The organism is Sphingomonas edaphi, from assembly GCF_003583725.1.
Lineage (GTDB): Bacteria > Pseudomonadota > Alphaproteobacteria > Sphingomonadales > Sphingomonadaceae > Sphingomicrobium > Sphingomicrobium edaphi.
In genome coordinates this window covers 169,840-186,753 of record NZ_QXTF01000004.1, presented here as the reverse complement: position 1 = coordinate 186,753, position 16,914 = coordinate 169,840, and the positions used below count along the sequence as shown (strand labels likewise).

Annotated in this window: 19 protein-coding genes; 5 read left to right on the top strand and 14 right to left on the bottom strand. The window is 61.6% G+C overall.

Features of this window, described 5'->3' with window-relative positions:
* Positions 1 to 138: 138 nt before the first annotated feature.
* Positions 139 to 1,059, bottom strand: a complete 921-nt coding sequence (locus tag D3M59_RS11260) for a LysR family transcriptional regulator (protein WP_119533775.1) — start codon at positions 1,057 to 1,059, stop codon at positions 139 to 141.
* 102 nt (positions 1,060 to 1,161) lie between these two features.
* On the opposite strand from D3M59_RS11260, the gene D3M59_RS11255 reads away from it, so the two are divergent.
* The 3 genes from D3M59_RS11255 (at position 1,162) to D3M59_RS11245 (ending at position 3,123) form a co-directional block, all read left to right on the top strand.
* Positions 1,162 to 1,860 carry a pirin family protein gene (locus D3M59_RS11255; RefSeq protein ID WP_119533774.1) on the top strand — a complete coding sequence of 233 codons (699 nt, stop codon included), beginning with the start codon at positions 1,162 to 1,164 and terminating at the stop codon, positions 1,858 to 1,860.
* A gap of 64 nt (positions 1,861 to 1,924) precedes the next feature.
* Positions 1,925 to 2,557: a YceI family protein gene (locus D3M59_RS11250; RefSeq protein ID WP_119533773.1), complete on the top strand. Its 633-nt coding sequence runs from the start codon at positions 1,925 to 1,927 to the stop codon at positions 2,555 to 2,557.
* Entirely contained in the window at positions 2,557 to 3,123 is a 567-nt protein-coding gene (locus D3M59_RS11245) for an NADPH-dependent FMN reductase (protein WP_119533772.1), read from the top strand. The genes D3M59_RS11250 and D3M59_RS11245 overlap by 1 nt, the downstream gene beginning before the upstream one ends.
* Positions 3,124 to 3,305: 182 nt before the next feature.
* Here D3M59_RS11245 and D3M59_RS11240 read toward each other — a convergent pair whose 3' ends face one another.
* Complete coding sequence (locus D3M59_RS11240; RefSeq protein WP_147416758.1) at positions 3,306 to 3,794, bottom strand: DUF4440 domain-containing protein; 489 nt, start codon at positions 3,792 to 3,794, stop codon at positions 3,306 to 3,308.
* An 88-nt stretch (positions 3,795 to 3,882) separates the two neighbouring features.
* Here D3M59_RS11240 and D3M59_RS11235 point away from each other — a divergent pair, with 88 nt between their 5' ends.
* Positions 3,883 to 4,650, top strand: a complete 768-nt coding sequence (locus tag D3M59_RS11235) for a LytTR family DNA-binding domain-containing protein (protein WP_158582017.1) — start codon at positions 3,883 to 3,885, stop codon at positions 4,648 to 4,650.
* A gap of 118 nt (positions 4,651 to 4,768) precedes the next feature.
* Positions 4,769 to 5,539 carry an inositol monophosphatase family protein gene (locus D3M59_RS11230; RefSeq protein ID WP_119533769.1) on the top strand — a complete coding sequence of 257 codons (771 nt, stop codon included), beginning with the start codon at positions 4,769 to 4,771 and terminating at the stop codon, positions 5,537 to 5,539.
* Here the strand turns inward: D3M59_RS11230 and hisIE are convergent.
* From hisIE to trpD, 12 genes are read right to left on the bottom strand one after another with little or no spacing between them, the layout of a single operon-like run.
* Complete coding sequence (gene hisIE, locus D3M59_RS11225; RefSeq protein ID WP_119533768.1) at positions 5,506 to 6,126, bottom strand: bifunctional phosphoribosyl-AMP cyclohydrolase/phosphoribosyl-ATP diphosphatase HisIE; 621 nt, start codon at positions 6,124 to 6,126, stop codon at positions 5,506 to 5,508. The two genes, D3M59_RS11230 and hisIE, sit on opposite strands and share 34 nt — an antisense overlap.
* Positions 6,123 to 6,890, bottom strand: coding sequence for an imidazole glycerol phosphate synthase subunit HisF (gene hisF, locus D3M59_RS11220; RefSeq protein WP_119533767.1), 768 nt, complete (start codon positions 6,888 to 6,890; stop codon positions 6,123 to 6,125). Before hisF ends, hisIE begins: the two co-directional genes overlap by 4 nt.
* Positions 6,877 to 7,605 carry a 1-(5-phosphoribosyl)-5-[(5-phosphoribosylamino)methylideneamino]imidazole-4-carboxamide isomerase gene (locus D3M59_RS11215; RefSeq protein ID WP_119533766.1) on the bottom strand — a complete coding sequence of 243 codons (729 nt, stop codon included), beginning with the start codon at positions 7,603 to 7,605 and terminating at the stop codon, positions 6,877 to 6,879. Before D3M59_RS11215 ends, hisF begins: the two co-directional genes overlap by 14 nt.
* Positions 7,602 to 8,192: an imidazole glycerol phosphate synthase subunit HisH gene (gene hisH / locus D3M59_RS11210; protein WP_119533765.1), complete on the bottom strand. Its 591-nt coding sequence runs from the start codon at positions 8,190 to 8,192 to the stop codon at positions 7,602 to 7,604. The genes D3M59_RS11215 and hisH overlap by 4 nt, the downstream gene beginning before the upstream one ends.
* Positions 8,189 to 9,814, bottom strand: a complete 1,626-nt coding sequence (gene hisC, locus D3M59_RS11205; protein ID WP_119533764.1) for a histidinol-phosphate transaminase — start codon at positions 9,812 to 9,814, stop codon at positions 8,189 to 8,191. The genes hisH and hisC overlap by 4 nt, the downstream gene beginning before the upstream one ends.
* Positions 9,811 to 11,076, bottom strand: coding sequence for a histidinol dehydrogenase (hisD, locus tag D3M59_RS11200; protein WP_119533763.1), 1,266 nt, complete (start codon positions 11,074 to 11,076; stop codon positions 9,811 to 9,813). Before hisD ends, hisC begins: the two co-directional genes overlap by 4 nt.
* A complete protein-coding gene (gene hisG / locus D3M59_RS11195) occupies positions 11,073 to 11,966 on the bottom strand; it encodes an ATP phosphoribosyltransferase (RefSeq protein ID WP_119533762.1) in 894 nt (297 codons plus the stop codon). The genes hisD and hisG overlap by 4 nt, the downstream gene beginning before the upstream one ends.
* Entirely contained in the window at positions 11,963 to 12,274 is a 312-nt protein-coding gene (locus D3M59_RS11190; RefSeq protein ID WP_119533761.1) for a YerC/YecD family TrpR-related protein, read from the bottom strand. The genes hisG and D3M59_RS11190 overlap by 4 nt, the downstream gene beginning before the upstream one ends.
* Before the next feature lie 47 nt (positions 12,275 to 12,321).
* Positions 12,322 to 13,143 (bottom strand): tryptophan synthase subunit alpha, encoded by an 822-nt coding sequence (gene trpA / locus D3M59_RS11185; protein ID WP_119533760.1) that lies wholly within the window; start codon positions 13,141 to 13,143, stop codon positions 12,322 to 12,324.
* Positions 13,140 to 14,327 carry a tryptophan synthase subunit beta gene (trpB, locus tag D3M59_RS11180; protein WP_119533759.1) on the bottom strand — a complete coding sequence of 396 codons (1,188 nt, stop codon included), beginning with the start codon at positions 14,325 to 14,327 and terminating at the stop codon, positions 13,140 to 13,142. The genes trpA and trpB overlap by 4 nt, the downstream gene beginning before the upstream one ends.
* Complete coding sequence (gene trpCF / locus D3M59_RS11175; protein ID WP_119533758.1) at positions 14,324 to 15,667, bottom strand: bifunctional indole-3-glycerol-phosphate synthase TrpC/phosphoribosylanthranilate isomerase TrpF; 1,344 nt, start codon at positions 15,665 to 15,667, stop codon at positions 14,324 to 14,326. The genes trpB and trpCF overlap by 4 nt, the downstream gene beginning before the upstream one ends.
* Positions 15,660 to 16,751 carry an anthranilate phosphoribosyltransferase gene (gene trpD / locus D3M59_RS11170; RefSeq protein WP_119533757.1) on the bottom strand — a complete coding sequence of 364 codons (1,092 nt, stop codon included), beginning with the start codon at positions 16,749 to 16,751 and terminating at the stop codon, positions 15,660 to 15,662. The genes trpCF and trpD overlap by 8 nt, the downstream gene beginning before the upstream one ends.
* Positions 16,752 to 16,914 lie beyond the last annotated feature (163 nt).

Sequence of the window (16,914 nt, the reverse complement as noted above, 5' to 3'; positions counted from 1 at the left end):
GAGGGTCAGGCTGGCCTTTGTCCAGCGGGGCGCTTCTTCTCAAGGACACTCAACCATTCGTCTATTATCGTTCCGCGCCGCGCGCCGAGCGTGCTGCCTCATGGTTCGCCCGAGAACGGTCCGTCCTGCAGCCCGCTGTCACTCGGCGATTTTCGTCCATGATGATCGCGCTAACCGCTCTGCCAGGAAATCAATCATCACTGAAACTGCCATCGGCCGAAAAATACCGGGCGGCATCACTAGATAAAGGCTGATCGGCCGTGGTCGCCAGCCCGGTAAGACCTCTTCCAGTTTTCCACTGTTGAGTTCGCGCCAGACGGCAAAGCTGGGCTGAATCGCTAGGCCCAATCCAGCAATCAGCGCGGGCATGATGGCGTCAGCGTTGTTCGCCTGGAGGCGTGCAGGAACGTTAACTACCCATTCGCCCTGTTGCTCATGGTGTAACCGCCAAACCGACGGCGTCGGCAAGTTCGAATAGAGAATGGCCTGGTGTAGTTCGAGATCGATGGGATGTTTTGGTCGTCCTACTCGGTCCAGATAGGCGGGTGCCGCCACAATCGGCGTATCGACCGCGCTAATCCTGCGAGCCCGCAAGGAAGAGTCGGCAAGCGCAGCTATTCGGACAGCGAGGTCGTAGCCTTTCGCGATCAGGTCTTCGTGTGCGTCGCTAAGGTTTAGATCAACTCGGACATCAGGGTAGGTCTCCAAAAATTCGGGAAGGAGCGGTGCTATCTCCGCTAAGCCGAATGACATGGGTGCTGTGAGGCGGACAGTGCCCGTGGGCGTCTCGGACTGAGCGGATGCTTCTGCCTCGGCTGCGGAACCTTCCTCCAGTATTCGTCGGGCCCGTTCGAGCACGGCTTTGCCATTGTCTGTCAACGCCAGCGTGCGCGACGTGCGATGCAGAAGCGGGACCTTCAGCCGGCTTTCAAGACGGGTAATTGCCTTGGACACGGTGGGTTTGGAGAGCTTCAGGTCGCCAGCCGCTTTTGCGAATGATCCAAGGTCCGCTACCCGGGCAAAGATTGCGAGTGCTTCGAGATCGGGCAGTCGGGCCATGTAAGTTTCGTCACCGATGCCTTTCCGGCATTTCTATATCTTGAATGAAAGGTCGTGCCTACATTCTTCTCAACGCCAAGACGCATTCGTGGAGAAGAACAAATGATCGAGGTTCGACCTTTCAATCAGCTCGGCGGCGCGAACCATGGATGGCTCGATGCCAAACATCACTTTTCCTTTGCCAGCTACTACGATCCCAGCCGCATGGGATGGGGCGCACTGCGCGTTTGGAACGACGACACCATCCAACCGCACACCGGCTTTCCGCCTCATCCGCATTCGGACATGGAAATCATCACTTACGTCCGCAAAGGTGCGATCAGTCACCGCGATAACCAGGGCAACGCTGGCCGTACCGAGGCGGGTGACGTTCAGGTCATGTCGGCTGGGAGCGGTATTGCCCACTCGGAATATAACAACGAGGACGAAGCCACTCAGATCTTTCAGATCTGGATTCAACCGACCGAGAAGGGCGGGGAGCCGTCCTGGGGCGCTCGCCCCTTCCCTAAGGGAGAGCGATCCGGCAAATTCGTGACGCTGGCTTCGGGACTGGATCGCGACGAGGACGCTCTCAAAATTCGTGCCAATGCCAGGGTGGCTGGAGCGACCCTGAAAGCTGGCGAGACGGTCGAATATCCGCTGGATAGCGGGCGCAATGCGTATCTGGTCCCCGCTCTCGGCGTTGTCGAGATCAATGGGCAACGCGTAAATGCCCGCGACGGCGCCGCGATCCGGGATGTCGCTTCCATCAAGATCACCGCGATTGAGGACAGCGAACTGGTCCTCGTCGACGCTGCCTGACGAACTCCCCCCGGCGCGCTGTCTCCTCCCTGGCGGCGCGCCACCCCATTTCAAGGAGACCTACATGACCCGCAAGTTTGCAATCATTGCCGCTCTTGGCCTCACGGCCCTCTCCGGCGTTGCCATCGCGCAAGCAGATCCGTTTGTTCGTAATCCCGTCCAGGTGAAGTCGGGAAGCTATGTGCTCGATCCGGCGCACGGGAAGATTACCTGGTCGGTCGACCACATGGGCTTTTCGACCTACGTTGGGCAGTTCACCGACGTCACCGCGAACCTTGATCTGGACGTCCGTAATCCGGCCGCCAGCAAGCTTGATGCTTCAGTTAAGACTGACAGCGTTGGAACTTTCCACGAGGGTCTCGACAAGCACCTGAAGACCGCTGACTTCCTAGACACTGCGAAATTCCCGACGGCGCAATTCAGGGCGACGGGTATCAGGCTGGTCGATCGAGACAGTGCGAAGATCTCCGGAAACCTCACTCTTCACGGCATCACAAAGCCGATCGTGATCGATGCCGATTTCAACCAGGCGGGGATCAATCCCGTAGACAAGCGATATTCGCTCGGGTTCGACGGCGAAGCCAAGATCAAGCGTTCCGAGTTCGGCATCAACTATGGCCTGCCGCTGCTTGGCAACGAGATCACGCTACACCTGGAAGCCGAATTCAAGCTGAAGACCCCGAAGGGAGGTGCGTAATGATGTCCACATCACTTCTCGGTCTTTCAGGCAGCCTACGCGCTAACTCTTATTCAACCGGTATCCTAACGTCGCTGCAGGAGAAGCTCTCCGGCGATCTCCACCTTGCGATCCACAGCCTAGCCGATGTGCCGCTGTATAATCAGGATCTGGATGGCCCGGATGCACCGAGGGCGGTTGCCGAATTGCGCGACGCGATCGCGGCAGCAGACGGTCTGGTACTTGTTACGCCTGAATTTAATTACGGCATGCCGGGCGTTCTTAAAAACGCCCTTGACTGGGCATCGCGACCCTACGGTTCATCGTCGCTCATTGGAAAGCCGGTAATTACCCTGAGCGCATCTCCTGCTTTCACAGGTGGCGTCCGCGCACAGGCGCAGCTGCACGAGACATTATTGGCTACTCAGTCAGTAATCGTACCAAGGCCGCAAACTGTCATTGGAGAAGTGCACACGAAGTTTCAGAATGGTCGGTTGGTCGACCAGCCTTCGCTCGACTTTGCTGTGGCGGCCGTTCGGGATTTGCAGAACTTTGCCCGTGGCCGAACGAGCAGACTTGCGGCGTAAGGTTACACCCCGAGGTCTCAGCAAAGATTGTCGTTTACCTGTTCGGCGAACTGGATCGTTCCAATTTCGAAAGTCCGTCTTCCACCGTCTTGAGCCGTTCCCCGAGATTGACGTGCTCAGGCCGAAGAGGCGCAAGAATGGTGGAAGACGCCAGCTAAAAACTCGCTCTTAAAGCCACGGCATCAAAGGGGGATGGCGCGAACTGCCCGAAGCTTCCAAGCGAGTCCTTCCCGAACGGCAATGGTAACGCTGCGAAACGTCCGAACGAGGACCCATGTGCCGTCAGGTTCCTCTCGCTCGACCCGGACCGCGGCATCGGCGAAGGCCATATCAGGCGAAATCAGCTCAATGTGATCGAGGTTCGTAATGTGCCGGTGAGTGCCCCTTCGCCGCGAAAATGCCTCGTTGAAGAAGCCTGTCACTGGTTGACGCCCCACGATCACCGGTGACTGCGGCGATACGCGAACACTGCCAGCGTCAGCATATTGGGAGGCAATCGTCGCAACGTCCTTTGCATTCCATGCAGCATCATTGTCGGCTGCAAGTTGTTCAAGTGCTCGGCGATCCGTCTCGCTGGGCGGGGCGGCCAAGACTGGTGTGTTGAGGCCTGACGCAAGCCAAAATGCACCAACGGCCAAGTAATATCGGAACATATCAAACTCCCTGGTCATGCGTCGCCAATTGCGTCGCGAACACATTTCGGTTTCCTTGCGGACGGTCTTCGAGCAAGCGACGTTTCGTGAAAGGCGGCAGAAATTCGTGAGTGACGCTGGCGAGCGAATGGAGGGCTGGACTGTGCGCCTTGCCGTCGTCATCGCGGCGGGCCTGCTTCTGGGGCGGTTGGGACCGTTCGGTACCTTTGCCGAGTTAGCCAGTTTCGAGCGCTATGCGTATTGGGTCGGCTTGACGCTGCTGATGTGGTTGCAGGGCGTCGCGATATTGTCGCTGCTCGTCACATCCATGGAAGAACGTCGCTGGCCCCGCTGGCCGATCGTGATCGCGGCGGCATTGCTCGCGTCAATTCCGACTTCGTTTGAGGTGGCTTGGGCCGAGATGCTCCTGAGGGTTGAACGGGATCTTGGAGCGAGAGACCTGTTGGCGATCGCAGGCGATGTTTCCTTGCTTTCGGTTCCGCTACTGCTGCTCACCCATGGGTGGACGGTGCGGCGGGAGGATGGGCTGCTCCGTGCGGAAGGTCATCCGCCGCGCGACAGACTGGTCAAGTTTGCCGAGGTCGGTGGCATCGGTGCATTGCTCGCCGTGAACTCCGAGGATCATTACGTAAGGCTCTACACAGATCGGACCGACCAGTTGGTAGCGATGCGGTTCGCCGATGCTTTGAGCGCGTTGACCTTGGAAGATGGTCTGCAGGTCCATCGGCGGTGGTGGGTTGCGACCCGAGCGGTCGAGACTATCTCCAAGGAAGGTGACGGGCTTCAGATCCGCCTGCGTAATGGACTAACAGTTCCGGTTAGCCGCAGCTTCGCGCAGCAGGTTCGCAAGGTATGGGTCGGCCGGATAGCCTGATTGCCTCGTTGGATCGGGACCTGAGCTGGGAGAGCCGACAGGGGTCATCGACGGCTCTTAACGAACGCGACAACCTGATCATCGCCCGGCAATCTTGCGGCTCACGAGTTTTCTGTAGATGAGCGCCGTCATGCATGAAACTGAGGTAATGTTGCTGGCTTTGTCCGAGATCGCTCGGGAGTGCTGGGCGGCCCACTCTTGCGCCCCATCGTTTGATGACAAGGGCAAGGACCTTTTCGATCCTGTGACCGATCTTGATCGGTCGATCGAGCGGGCGATGCGCTCCAAGATACTCAAGGTCTTTCCTGCTGATGGGGTATCGGGAGAAGAGGAAGGCTGGTCCAATGAAGGAGCGGCCCGCTACTGGAGCCTTGATCCCGTCGACGGTACCCGCGCGCTGATTTGCGGCCTGCCGAGCTGGAGTGTGCTCGTTGGGCTGATCGAAGGCGACGAACACGTCGCTGGCATGATCGATTGCCCAGCATTGGACGAGCGGCTGACGGCGGTGAACGGTGTGACACGGCGCAATGGCTCAAGTGTACGATCGAGCGGTTGCGTTAACGTCGCCAAGGCAAGGCTGTCGACGACCGACCCTTATTTGTTTTCAGGACCGGAGGCGGAAGCTTTTGAGCGGGTGAGGGTGAACTCGCTGGTGGTCCGATATGGCTTGGACGCGCTGGCCTATGCTCGCGTTGCAACTGGGGGCATCGATCTCGTGATTGAGAACAGTCTGCAGCGGCATGACATCGACGCGTTGGTACCGGTCGTGCGCGGCGCAGGCGGATATATCGGTGATTGGCACGGCGGACAGGATTGGAACGAGGGCCGGATTGTCGCTGCTGCTACGCGTGAACTTTACGACGAGGCAGTAGCGCTGCTTGCTTTGTGACGCTGTTCCAGAACTGAGGCTACGTCCGACCAGCTCTGGCCGGAGGCATGGAGCAAAACGGTAAGGTGATAAGCTAAGTCCGCGACCTCGGAGATTAACTCGTCACGCTCTCCGCCAATGGCCGCGATCGCTACCTCAACTCCTTCTTCGCCGACCTTCTGCGCAATGCGCTTCACGCCCTCGGCAACGAGGCCGGCCGTGTAACTGGAGGCGGGATCTGCGTCCGCGCGGTCCGAAATGGCCTGCTCCAATACTGAGGGAAAAAACGGAGAGCCTGCATCACCAAAACAACTGGCGCTGCCGGTGTGACAAGTAGGGCCTTCTGGATCGACGGTCGCCAGCAGTGCGTCGCAGTCGCAATCGAGCTGAGCCGTTAGCAGGCGAAGCCGGTTACCGCTCGTTTCGCCCTTGACCCAGAGCCGCCCTTTTGAGCGGCTGAAGAAGGTGACGTAGCCGGTATCGAGCGTCGCGGTCAGCGCGGCCTGATCCATATAACCAAGCATCCTGACCATTCCGTCGCGATCCTGGATGATCGCCGGAATTAACCCGCCGACCTTGTCCCATGCGATGCTGAGCATATCGATCATCTGCGTACCTCAAGTCCCTCACGCGCCAGGAAAGCCTTGAGCTCGGGGACAGCGATGCGCTGCTCATGGAATACCGACGCGGCCAACGCTCCGCTGGCTCCGGCACGAAATGCTGCGGCGAAATCAGCAGGTGCGCCAGCGCCGCCTGAGACCACGACCGGAACGTCGACGGCTGCAACCAGCGCCTTCAACTGTTCCAGATCATAGCCCTGCCTGACGCCATCACGGTCCATGCAGTTGAGCACAATTTCTCCTGCCCCAAGCGCCACGGCCTCACGTGCCCATTCCAGCGTGCCGCGGCCGCTGTCACGCGTCGCCTCGGGGCGTCCTGTGAGTTGTTTAACGGCCAAGCGCCCATCGCTTTCGCGAAGGCTGTCGATGCCGACCACTACGCATTGCCGGCCAAAGGCTGCAGCCAACTCAGCAATCAGCGGGGGCCGGGCGAGGGCCGGCGAATTGACGCTGATCTTGTCCGCCCCCGCCGACAGGGCACCGCGCGCGGTTGCGACGTTAGCGATGCCGCCCGCAACACTGAATGGAATGTCGATGACCTCTGCGACCCTCTCGACCCAGCGCGGATCGAGGCTGCGGCCGTCAGCGCTGGCTTCGATATCGTAGAAAACGAGTTCATCGGCGCCCTCATCGCGGTAGCGCAGCGCGTGGTCCACGATATCGCCCATGTCGCGGTGGTCGCGGAAGCGAACGCCTTTCACAACGCGTCCATTAGCGACGTCGAGGCAGGGAATGATCCTAGCCGCGGGCATGGGCTAGCCCTTCCGCAACCGTGAAGCGCCGCTCCCAGATTGCTTTTCCAACGATCGCGCGCGCCGCGCCAATCGCGCTAAGCGCTGCAAGGTCGCCAAGCACGGCAACTCCGCCCGATGCCTGCAGCTCAATTTCGGGATAAGAAGCAGCAACCGTCCGCATCAACGCCAGATTTGGCCCCTCCATCATGCCGTCGCGTGAGATGTCCGTTACCAATAGGTGGCGAACTGACCCAAACTGCTTGAGGACCTCATCGAGGGTCCGTCCCGTGGTGGTCAGCCAGCCGTGAGTTGCGACAATTGGAATGCCATCATCGAGGCGGACATCAAGGGCAAGCACGATGCGGTCATTTCCGTACTTGTCGATCAGCGCGGCAAAGGCATCCGGATCATCGAGGGCCAGGCTCCCGATCACGACACGCGCGATACCTGTTTCGAGCATTCGCCCAACGTGGTCTGGAGTGCGGAAACCCCCGGCAACCTGGAGAGCTAGCGGTGCCGTTCTTGCCAAGACGGCGAAAAGTTCGTGCTGGCGGGGTTCTCTCGCTCGCGCGCCATCAAGGTCCACAAGATGTGCTTCGCTCGCTCCTGCGGCGGCGAAGCCAGCTAATGCGTCGGCGGGGTCGGCGTCATAAACCGTCTCGCGGGCGAAATCGCCCTGCGCCAGTCGCACGCAGCGTCCACCAACTAAGTCGATCGCGGGCACCAGGATCATGACGCGAGGAACGCTGACAGAAACCGCGCGCCCGCCGCGGACGAGCGTTCGGGATGAAATTGCGCGCCCCACAGCGGTCCCGCGCGTACTAGCGCCGGGAAGGCGGTGTTTCCATGTATCGCTCTTGCTGCGGTGTAGGGGCCATCAGGACAAGCGAAGCTATGCGCGAAGCAGAAATGCTCGTCTTCCGCTACGCCGAGCCCCGGCTGGACGTCGGACAAGGCGCACCAGCCCATGTTTGGAACGGGAGCGGACGGAACTGGTTCAAGCGCGGCAACGGTTCCAGGAAGTAGGGCCAGCAGGGAGGTACCGCCGTCCTCCTCGCTCTCCTCGAACAGCAACTGCATGCCGAGGCAAATGCCCAGCGTTGGCGCTGTGCGGTGGCGGAGGATTTCATCCAGTCCGGTCTCCCGGAATCGCGTCATGGCGCTGCTCGCCGCGCCGACCCCCGGCATCACGAGGTGCTCGGCCGACGCTGCGACGGCCGGGTCGGAAGTCAGTATGGGCTGGCGGCCAAGCCTCTCGAACGCCAGCGCGACCGAACGCGTGTTTCCGTAGCCCAGATCGAGGATGACGAGGCTGGTCAAAGCACACCTTTGGTGGACGGAAGCCCCGCGCTACTGCCCTTCGCGACAGCTTGCCGCAGCGCCCGACCGAACGCCTTGAAGGCCGCCTCAACCTTGTGATGGTCATTATCGCCGCTGACCTCGACGTGGATTGCCGCGCCGAGGGACTCTGCCAAGCTGCGGAAAACGTGCGGGACCATCTGGGTGGGCAGGTCTCCAACGGCAGGAGTTTCGAATTGTCCCTCGAACTTGGCGAATGGCCGGCCCGAAAGATCCAGCAGCACCTGGCCCGCCGCCTCGTCCATTGGGAGGGCAAAGCCGAAACGGCCGATACCGCGCTTGTCGCCCAGCGCCTGACGCACGGCGCCGCCGAGCGCAATGGACACATCTTCAACGGTGTGATGCGCGTCGACATCGGTGTCTCCGCGACATGTGAGCGTGAGCGCAAAGCCGGCATGGGCCGCAACCTGGTCCAGCATATGGTCAAAGAAAGCGACGCCTGTATCGATGACGCGCGGTTCGTCGCGATCGAGGTCGATCGCCACAGCAATCCGTGTCTCCTTGGTGTCCCGTACCAGCTCGGCGCGCCGATTGCTGGTGTTGTTTGTCATTCCGAAAATGGCAAGCAGCGCAGCGTTTTCTGCAGCTGTGCCGATGCTGACGCGGACTCCGCCGGGCAAGGCATTGGGGCGGAACCGAACTCGCACGCCGGCCGCCGCCAACCGCCGCGCCAAGCCCTGCGGATCGACGACGTCCAGGAACAGGAAATTGCCGCCGGAGCGGATGGACCGGATCTCTCCGACACCATCAAGCAGTCCCGCCAGCCTTTCCCGTTCGGCAATAAGGTCGCCGATGCGCTTGCGGTGCAGCGGCATTCTCTCGGGACCCAGTGCGTCCAGTGCGGCAGCAATGCTTGGACCGGGAAGTGGGTAGGGGGGCGACACGCGTGCCAGGAGTTCGATCAACTCAGGTGAGCCGATCGCGCAACCGATCCTTGCGCCTGCCAATCCAAAGGCCTTGGACAGGGTACGAAGTACGACAAGATTTCCGGAAGCCTCTGCGGCAAGGCCAGGATCGTCGGAAAACTCGATATAGGCCTCATCGACGACCACGATCGTGTCAGGAAGCGCTGAAGCGATACGTCGAACGTCTTCGGGCGCTACGCGGGTCCCCGTTGGATTATTGGGGGTGCATAGAAACAGAAGCTTTGGCCGTTGAGCAGTCATTGCCTCAATGACCTTGTCGGCATTGAAAGCGAACTGGTCGTCGAGGCGAGCCCTAATCACTCCGGCACCCTGCACGCTCGCAAACTGGGCATAGGCAGAGAAGGTGGGCTCGACGATTCCAATCGAATCTTTGCCGGCCTCGCAAAAGGTGCGGATCAACAGGTCGATCGCATCATCGCTGCCCCGGGTGACCCACAGGCGCTCCGGTTGCACCGCATAAAGGTCCGCCAGTCGGCGGCGCAGGACATCCGGCTGTGGTTCTGGATATCGGTTGAGGTCTCCACCCGTGGCCACGAGCGCCGGATAGGGGTTTTCGTTGGCGTCCAGCCTCACCGTGCCGGGCAGGGGTGGGCCGGCGATATCGGAGGGAGGAAGCGCAAGAATTGCGGGGCGAGCCAGCCGCGTAATGAGGGTCATGATGCGGCCCTTGCCTGGGCAGCGAGGGCGTGTGCCTCCAGTCCTTCGAGCCGAGCAAGCGCCGCGGCGGGCGCCGCGAGGGATGCCGCTGCTTGCGAGCTCAGCTGCTGGACTGTCATCGACTTCATAAAGGTGAGCGTCGAAACCCCGCCGGTGAAGCGGGCGGCACCGTCGGTCGGCAGGACATGGCTCGAACCCGCCAGGTAGTCGCCAAAGCTCTCTGCTGCAGAGCCGCCGACAAACACGGCCCCGGCATTGCGAATGGAAGGCAGCAGCGTCGGGGCGTCAGATACGGCAAGGCAGAGATGCTCCGGTGCGTAGGTGTTGGCGATCGCAACTGCTTCCTCAATGTCGGCGCAGGCAATTGATCGGAACGGAGCGAGCGTCGTCCCCAGTCTTCCCGACTGTATCGCGAACGCCGCTTCGACCGCATCGAGGACTTCTGAACATGGCGAAACGAGAAGTACCTGCGCATCTGGATCATGCTCGGCTTGGCTGAGAAGATCTGCGGCGACGGTTGCAGGATCAGCGCTGCGATCGGCAAGAACCAGCAACTCGCTCGGTCCAGCCGGGAGGTCTATCCCGGGCCCGCCGCGCATCGCGGCGACTTGAGCCTTGGCCGCAGCAACCCACGAATTTCCGGGGCCGCAAATCCTGTCGACGGCCGGGATGTCCCCGGCTCCGAAAGCGAGCGCGGCGATGGCCTGCGCTCCTCCAACTGTCCAGATCGCTTCAACACCGCACAGTTCAGCGGCAAGCGCGATGGCCGGGTGCAGCGTACAGTCCGGCCGGGGCGGCGTGACGACTACCAGTTCCTGAACGCCAGCTACCTTCGCTGGAATGGCAAGCATCATCAAGGTCGAGAAGAGGGGCGCGCGTCCACCGGGAACGTAGAGCCCGGCCCGGTCGAGCGGACGCCATAGCTTGGAAACCGCGAGGCCGGGGTAGGTAAGCACCTGCACGTCCTTCGGGAGCGTCTGGCGGTGAAAGCTCTCGATGTTCTGCGCTGCGAACTGCATCGCGGCCTGCGTGGCGGCGGGGATCATCTCACGGCCAACGCGCGCGAATGGAGCGACGGGTAGGCGGCGTGGGGCGAAGCCATCGATCCGCCGGCTCTGTTCCACCAACGCGGCCCATCCGCCTGTTCGAACTTCCTCGACTATATTGCGCACGTCCGCGAGGAGGGCGTCGTTTTCCCGAGCTTGCGGCCGGGCGAGCGCAGCGGCACGGCTGCCGCGATCGGACCAGTCGAACCTTTTCACATCATCATCTTTTCGATGGGCATCACTAGGATTGCCGATGCGCCTGCGCCTTTGAGGCGCTCAAGCGTCTCCCAAAAAACCGACTCTTGGCAGACGGCTTGGACGGCAACCTGTCCGGGACGGCCGACCAGCGGCACTACCGTCGGCGCCTCGGCGCCAGGCAGAATTTTGCTGATCGCAGGCAGTGCGCTTTCGGGCGCATTCAGAACGATATATTTGCTTTCCTGGGTCGCAATAACGCCGCCGATGCGGGTCAGAAGCCCGTCCATTTTCGCCCGGTGCGGCGCGTCGACCGGCTTGAGCGTACGGATCATCACCGCTTCGCTGTCGAAAACGTCGGCAACCGGGGCGAGCCCGTTCGCGTCAAGGGTCGCGCCGGTTGAAACCAGGTCGCAGATGAACCGGGCAATCCCCAGTCTAGGCGCAAGCTCGACGGCGCCGCGCATCGTGACGATGTCGGCACTGATCCCTTGGGTGTCCAAGAAACGGCGAAGAATGTTCGGATAGCTGGTCGCGATGCGCTGCCCTTCCAACATTTTCAGCTTGAAGAAGTTGAGGCTATCGGGCGCGGCGATCTTGAGACTGCAGCGTCCAAATCCAAGCCGCGCGACTTCCTCGATCCGGCGGTCAGGCTGGCCCAGCGCATATTCCTCGAGGACGTTCTGCCCGACAATACCGAGCTCGCATACGCCGTCCGCGACGAACGTGGGTATGTCGTCATCCCGCACCAGCATCAGGTCGAGAGGGTAGTTGTCCGCTCGTGCCGACAGCGAAGACTTTCCACCGCGCGACAGCCGCAGGCCCGCGCCCTTCAGAAGCGACAGCGATTCTTCACTCAGCCGACCCGATTTCTGAACGGCAAGGTGAATCCGGTTGCGATCGGGGCTCATTTTGTGGGCCTCAGCCGATCGAGGAGGCGGCGGTAGCCGCCATTCGGTTCCTGCCTGAGAAATCTCGCAACGCGGACGACCGTTGTCGTGCTGACCCCGGTCGCATCGTGAATTTCCCGGTAGGTCATCGCGCCCTCGTCGAGCAGCTTTGCGACGTGCCATCGCTCGGCGAGCGCATGCACTTCCGCCGGCGTGCAAAGGTCCGTCAGGAAGGCACGTGCGTCCTCGGCGTTTTCGAGGGCAACAAGCGCGTCGGCGAGGTCGTCGGCAAGTGCGGAGCGTGCGTCTGAGAGCGGAGTGTTCGGCATGACCTTGTTACAGCGTGATGAAACAGTGAAACACGCCTCTACCGACCTCAGCCGCTGGTGGCAACCCCCCGTAGCTCGGGCTGCCGCGTCCCAGCTTTAAGATCGGCAACAAAGGCAGCCACCTCATCGGGGCCCTCGCCCCGTGCGATCCTCTCGACGATTGCCGAGCCGCTAATCACGCCCGCTACGCCCTCTGCCAAAGCAGCCGTTACCTGCTCTGCAGAACCGATACCGAAGCCAAGTATCGGGGGCGGCGCGCCTACCGCTGCAAGCCCGTCAAGCAGGGGTCGGTGATCAAACCGAGGCGCTTCGCCGTGCCCGGTTACTCCCACGCGAGCGACGCAATAGGTGTAGCCGCCGGATAGGGAGGCAATCCTCGCCAATGTCGCTTGGGGGGTATTGGGCGCGGCGATCATCACGAGGTCGATGCCCGCCGCTTTGGCCGCTCGAGAATAAGGCGCTGCCTCTAAGGTGGGCACATCGGCGACGAGAAGGCTGTCCGCACCGGCAGCGGCTAGCTCCTGGCAGAACGCATCGATCCCGCGAGCAGCAACGATATTGGCGTAGGTAAGGATGCCAATTGGCACGTTGGCATGGCGGCTGCGAAAGTCGGCCACCAATGCCAGGGCGTCCGCGGTGCGAACGCCGGCGGCCAGTGCACGAGCCGCTGCAGACTGGATCACGGGGCCGTCGGCAACCGGATCGCTAAACGGAATGCCAAGCTCGATCATGTCCGCTCCGCCTGCAACCAGCGCGTCGAGGTAATCAGCGCAGGCTACCGGATTTGGATCGCCGAGCATTAGGAACGCGCCGAACGCGGCCTGATTGCTGGCCGCGCAACGGGCGAACATTGCAGCATATCGCGTCATGCCGCGGCCCTCAGCGAATGCGCCGCTAACAACCTTTGCGCCTGGGCCATGTCCTTGTCGCCACGACCGGACAGGTTCACGAGCAGGATTTGATCATTTCCGCTCTCCGCCAACTTCAAAGCATGAGCAAGGGCATGGCAGCTCTCGAACGCTGCGACGATGCCTTCGGCCCGGGCGAGTGCGACGAAGGCGTCCAGTGCATCCTCGTCGGTTATTCCGGCATAAGTTGCACGTCCGATATCCTGAAGGTGGGCATGCTCGGGGCCAACGGCGGGATAGTCGAGCCCAGCTGAGACCGACCAGGTATCGGCAACCTGGCCGTCGCTGTCCTGCAACAGCAACGTCTCGGCGCCGTGAAGGATACCGGTTCGGCCGCGAAGCAAAGTCGCGCCATGTTCCGAACCATCCAGCCCTTTGCCGGCTGCCTCGATCCCGATCAGCGCCACGTCTGGATCGTCCACAAAATCGGAAAAGATGCCGATCGCGTTGGACCCTCCGCCAACGCACGCGATCACCATGTCGGGCAGGCGCCCTTCCAAGGCCAAGATTTGTTCGCGTGCCTCCTTGCCGATGACACGCTGAAACTCACGAACCATGAGCGGGAAAGGGTGGGGACCGGCAACCGTTCCGAGGAGGTAATGCGTGTTCTCGAAGCTCGCGGTCCAGTCACGTAATGCTTCGTTGACGGCGTCCTTGAGTGTTCGCCCGCCGGCCGTAACCGGTACTACCGTCGCGCCCATCAGCTCCATTCGGAAGACGTTGAGTTGCTGGCGGGCGACATCGTCCGCGCCCATGTAGACAACGGTTTTGAGGCCAAAGAGGGCGCCGGCCAGTGCGGTCGCAACACCGTGCTGCCCGGCCCCGGTCTCGGCAATGAGCCTGGTCTTGCCCATCCTCCGGGCGAGAAGCGCCTGGGCGAGGACCTGGTTGGTTTTGTGCGCGCCGCCGTGGAGCAAATCTTCCCGTTTGAGATAAATCCGCGTGGCGCCACCACCCAGATTACGACAGCGCGTCAGTGGTGTCGGCCGGCCGGCATAAGTCGACAAAAGGGTGGCAAGTTCTGCCTGAAATGCCTCATCCGTCTGAGCATCGAGAAAGGCGGATTCCAGTTGCTCGAGAGCTGGGACCAGAATCTCCGGTACATATGCCCCGCCGAAGCGGCCAAAACGTCCATCCAATTTCATGTGTCGCTCCTTGCGGCGGGGCGCAACGCCGCAAATAGCGCCGCCATCTTGTCATGATCCTTGATACCCGGCGCTGTCTCGATCCCGCTGGAGAGGTCGATTCCTGCTGCGCCGACCTGGGCAGCCGCGGCTACATTTGCCGGGTTGATGCCTCCCGCGAGAAAAGCGGTTGCCAGGGCCGGATGACCATCAATTACGCCCCAGTCGAAGCTTTGTCCCGTGCCGCCGTCGCCGCTGTCGAACAGCAATCTGTCTGAACATGCCGGGGGCGGATCGGTGATGCCGTCACGAATTGCGCAGACCCCGATCAGATCTCGGCCGGCCAGCGACGTGGTCAAAGTCGGGTCTACGGAGCCATGCACCTGCACTGCATCCAGCCCGAGAAGCCTAGCGGTGTCAGCAATGTGCGGGTCGTCCCCGGAAAAGACGCCGACGCTCCGCAGCCCGGCATTTCGCGCCGCGCCGATGAGAATTCGCGCTTGTTCCGCTGTGGTGCGGCGGGGGCTGGCAGCATGAAAGATGAAGCCGACATCAGTCGCGCCCAGGCGCGCCGCTTCCGCAATATCTTCGACCCGCGTCAGCCCGCAAATCTTCACTTGGCCGTGGACCAAGCTCCGCGTGGCTCGTCCGATATCATCGGCGGCCATTAGAGCCGAGCCCACCAGGAAAGCATCGACATAAGGCGCCAGCCGGGTGACATCCGATCGTCCGGAGATCCCACTTTCGGCGATGACTAACACGTTGTCTGGCACCTTTGGGGCAAGGCCTTCCGTCACCGAAAGGTCGATCGAGAGCGATGTTAGGTCACGATTATTGATGCCGACGATGTCAGCGCCCAGCGCCAGTGCGCGAGCCAATTCGTCCTCGTCGTGTACTTCGACGATGATATCCATGCCGAGTTCGCGGGCTTCGTGCATGACAGCCGCGGCCTCGTGGTCATCGAGCACGGACATCATGGCGAGAACGGCATCGGCTCCCGCCGCTCGCGCTTCGCGAACCTGGCTCGGATGGACAACGAAGTCCTTTGCGAGGATCGGCCCATCGAAACGTGCACGGACCGCGCGCAGGTCTTCGAGAGAACCACCGAAGTCCGCCTCGTCAGTGAGAACGCTGATTGCGTCTGCCACGGGCGCATAGGCGCGGACCGCATTCTCCAGCGAGTGACGGGCTGCGTGGCCAGAAGGACTGCGCCGCTTGACCTCCATGATGAAACGCGCGCCAGGTTTGGCGAGTGCTGCGCGCAGCGAGCGGCGTGTTGGTTCAGCTGCAATGGGTTCAGCAATGCGCGCAGCAACTTCGGTCCGCTTGCGCGCAACAATGCGGGCAAGGACGTCAGCCATTTGTCGCCTCCACGTAAGCTGCAAGAACCCGAGAAGCAGCGCCGCTCCTGATTGCTTCCAGCGCCATTCCTGCACCGTCTCGCAAGTCGCTGGCGACGCCAGCGGTTACCAGCAGAGCGGCCGCGTTGAGCCTGACGATGTCACGCTCGGCATCGTTGCCGCGGCCGTTGAGGAGGTTCTTGAGACGCTTGGCATTTTCTTCAGGCGCGCCGCCGGTAATTGTATCTGGTTCGGCACGGGATATGCCGGCGTCTTCCGGTGTGATTTCGATTTGCTCGAAGGTGCCGTTAGTTAGGCGGATGGCAGTTGTCGGGCCATGCAAGGCGACCTCGTCGAGGCCGCTTCCGTGCACTACCAAAGCTCGTTCGGTGCCCATTGCCTCAAGCGTGCGGGCAATGGGCATCAAGCGCTCGGGATCCGCTACTCCAAGTAACTGCACCTTCGGCCGCGCGGGGTTCACACAGGGACCGAGTAGGTTCATCACCGTGCGCACCTGCAGCTGCTGCCTTACCGGAGCGGCGTGCTTCATGCCTGGGTGGTAGGAAGGCGCGTTGAGGAAGCAAAACCCGGTCTGGTCTAGTGCTCGCCGTGCAACCGCTGCATCAACATCAAGTCGGACGCCAAGGGCTTGCAGCACATCGGCCGAGCCGCAACGGCTGGAGACGGAGCGATTGCCATGCTTGGCTACGGGAAGGCCGCAGGCGGCCGCAACCAGTGCCGTTGCCGTTGATACGTTAATTGAACCGGATCCGTCTCCACCAGTGCCGCAGCAGTCAGCGTAGAGATAAGCAGGCCGCTCGAACGGCTGGGCAGTGCCGATTAATGCCCGAGCGGCACCGATCATTTCCTGGTCGGTCTCGCCTTTCATTCGAAGGGCAATCAGCAAGGCCGCGATTTCAGCGGGCTGCAGCCGGCCAAGCACAAGCCGCTCAAATAAGTGCATGGCTTCGTCGGCAGTCAGGTCGTGCCCGGATAGGAGGCGCGGCAATGGATTTGGGACCGGGCCGAGGTCCTCTAGTGGTGTAGCGTTAGTGTCGAAGGGTGCTGAGGTCGTCTCAGGCAAACAGAAGGCGGTAGCGGTCATAAGTTGAATCCTTGGGGAGTGGCGTGCGCGCAAAAGAAAAGGCCCGCTGCGATGGCGGGCCTTCAGTCAGATGATCCGGGAAACCACGGATTATCGGCTGCGCGCGCGCCATCGCTCGGGCCCACGCCACCACCAACGCAGCGACAGGGTCGCAGCGGTCGGA

Bases quoted from the DNA above. Each gene is read 5' to 3' on its own strand.
- trpB (WP_119533759.1), bottom strand. From the start codon at position 14,327: ATGAAATTGGATGGACGTTTTGGCCGCTTCGGCGGGGCATATGTACCG.
- trpD (WP_119533757.1), bottom strand. From the start codon at position 16,751: ATGACCGCTACCGCCTTCTGTTTGCCTGAGACGACCTCAGCACCCTTC.
- D3M59_RS11215 (WP_119533766.1), bottom strand. From the start codon at position 7,605: ATGATCCTGGTGCCCGCGATCGACTTAGTTGGTGGACGCTGCGTGCGA.
- D3M59_RS11190 (WP_119533761.1), bottom strand. From the start codon at position 12,274: ATGCCGAACACTCCGCTCTCAGACGCACGCTCCGCACTTGCCGACGAC.
- trpA (WP_119533760.1), bottom strand. From the start codon at position 13,143: ATGACGCGATATGCTGCAATGTTCGCCCGTTGCGCGGCCAGCAATCAG.
- hisF (WP_119533767.1), bottom strand. From the start codon at position 6,890: ATGCCCGCGGCTAGGATCATTCCCTGCCTCGACGTCGCTAATGGACGC.
- D3M59_RS11230 (WP_119533769.1), top strand. From the start codon at position 4,769: ATGAGCGCCGTCATGCATGAAACTGAGGTAATGTTGCTGGCTTTGTCC.
- D3M59_RS11240 (WP_147416758.1), bottom strand. From the start codon at position 3,794: ATGACCAGGGAGTTTGATATGTTCCGATATTACTTGGCCGTTGGTGCA.
- hisIE (WP_119533768.1), bottom strand. From the start codon at position 6,126: ATGATCGATATGCTCAGCATCGCATGGGACAAGGTCGGCGGGTTAATT.
- D3M59_RS11260 (WP_119533775.1), bottom strand. From the start codon at position 1,059: ATGGCCCGACTGCCCGATCTCGAAGCACTCGCAATCTTTGCCCGGGTA.
- hisC (WP_119533764.1), bottom strand. From the start codon at position 9,814: ATGACCCTCATTACGCGGCTGGCTCGCCCCGCAATTCTTGCGCTTCCT.
- D3M59_RS11255 (WP_119533774.1), top strand. From the start codon at position 1,162: ATGATCGAGGTTCGACCTTTCAATCAGCTCGGCGGCGCGAACCATGGA.
- trpCF (WP_119533758.1), bottom strand. From the start codon at position 15,667: ATGGCTGACGTCCTTGCCCGCATTGTTGCGCGCAAGCGGACCGAAGTT.
- D3M59_RS11250 (WP_119533773.1), top strand. From the start codon at position 1,925: ATGACCCGCAAGTTTGCAATCATTGCCGCTCTTGGCCTCACGGCCCTC.
- hisG (WP_119533762.1), bottom strand. From the start codon at position 11,966: ATGAGCCCCGATCGCAACCGGATTCACCTTGCCGTTCAGAAATCGGGT.
- D3M59_RS11245 (WP_119533772.1), top strand. From the start codon at position 2,557: ATGATGTCCACATCACTTCTCGGTCTTTCAGGCAGCCTACGCGCTAAC.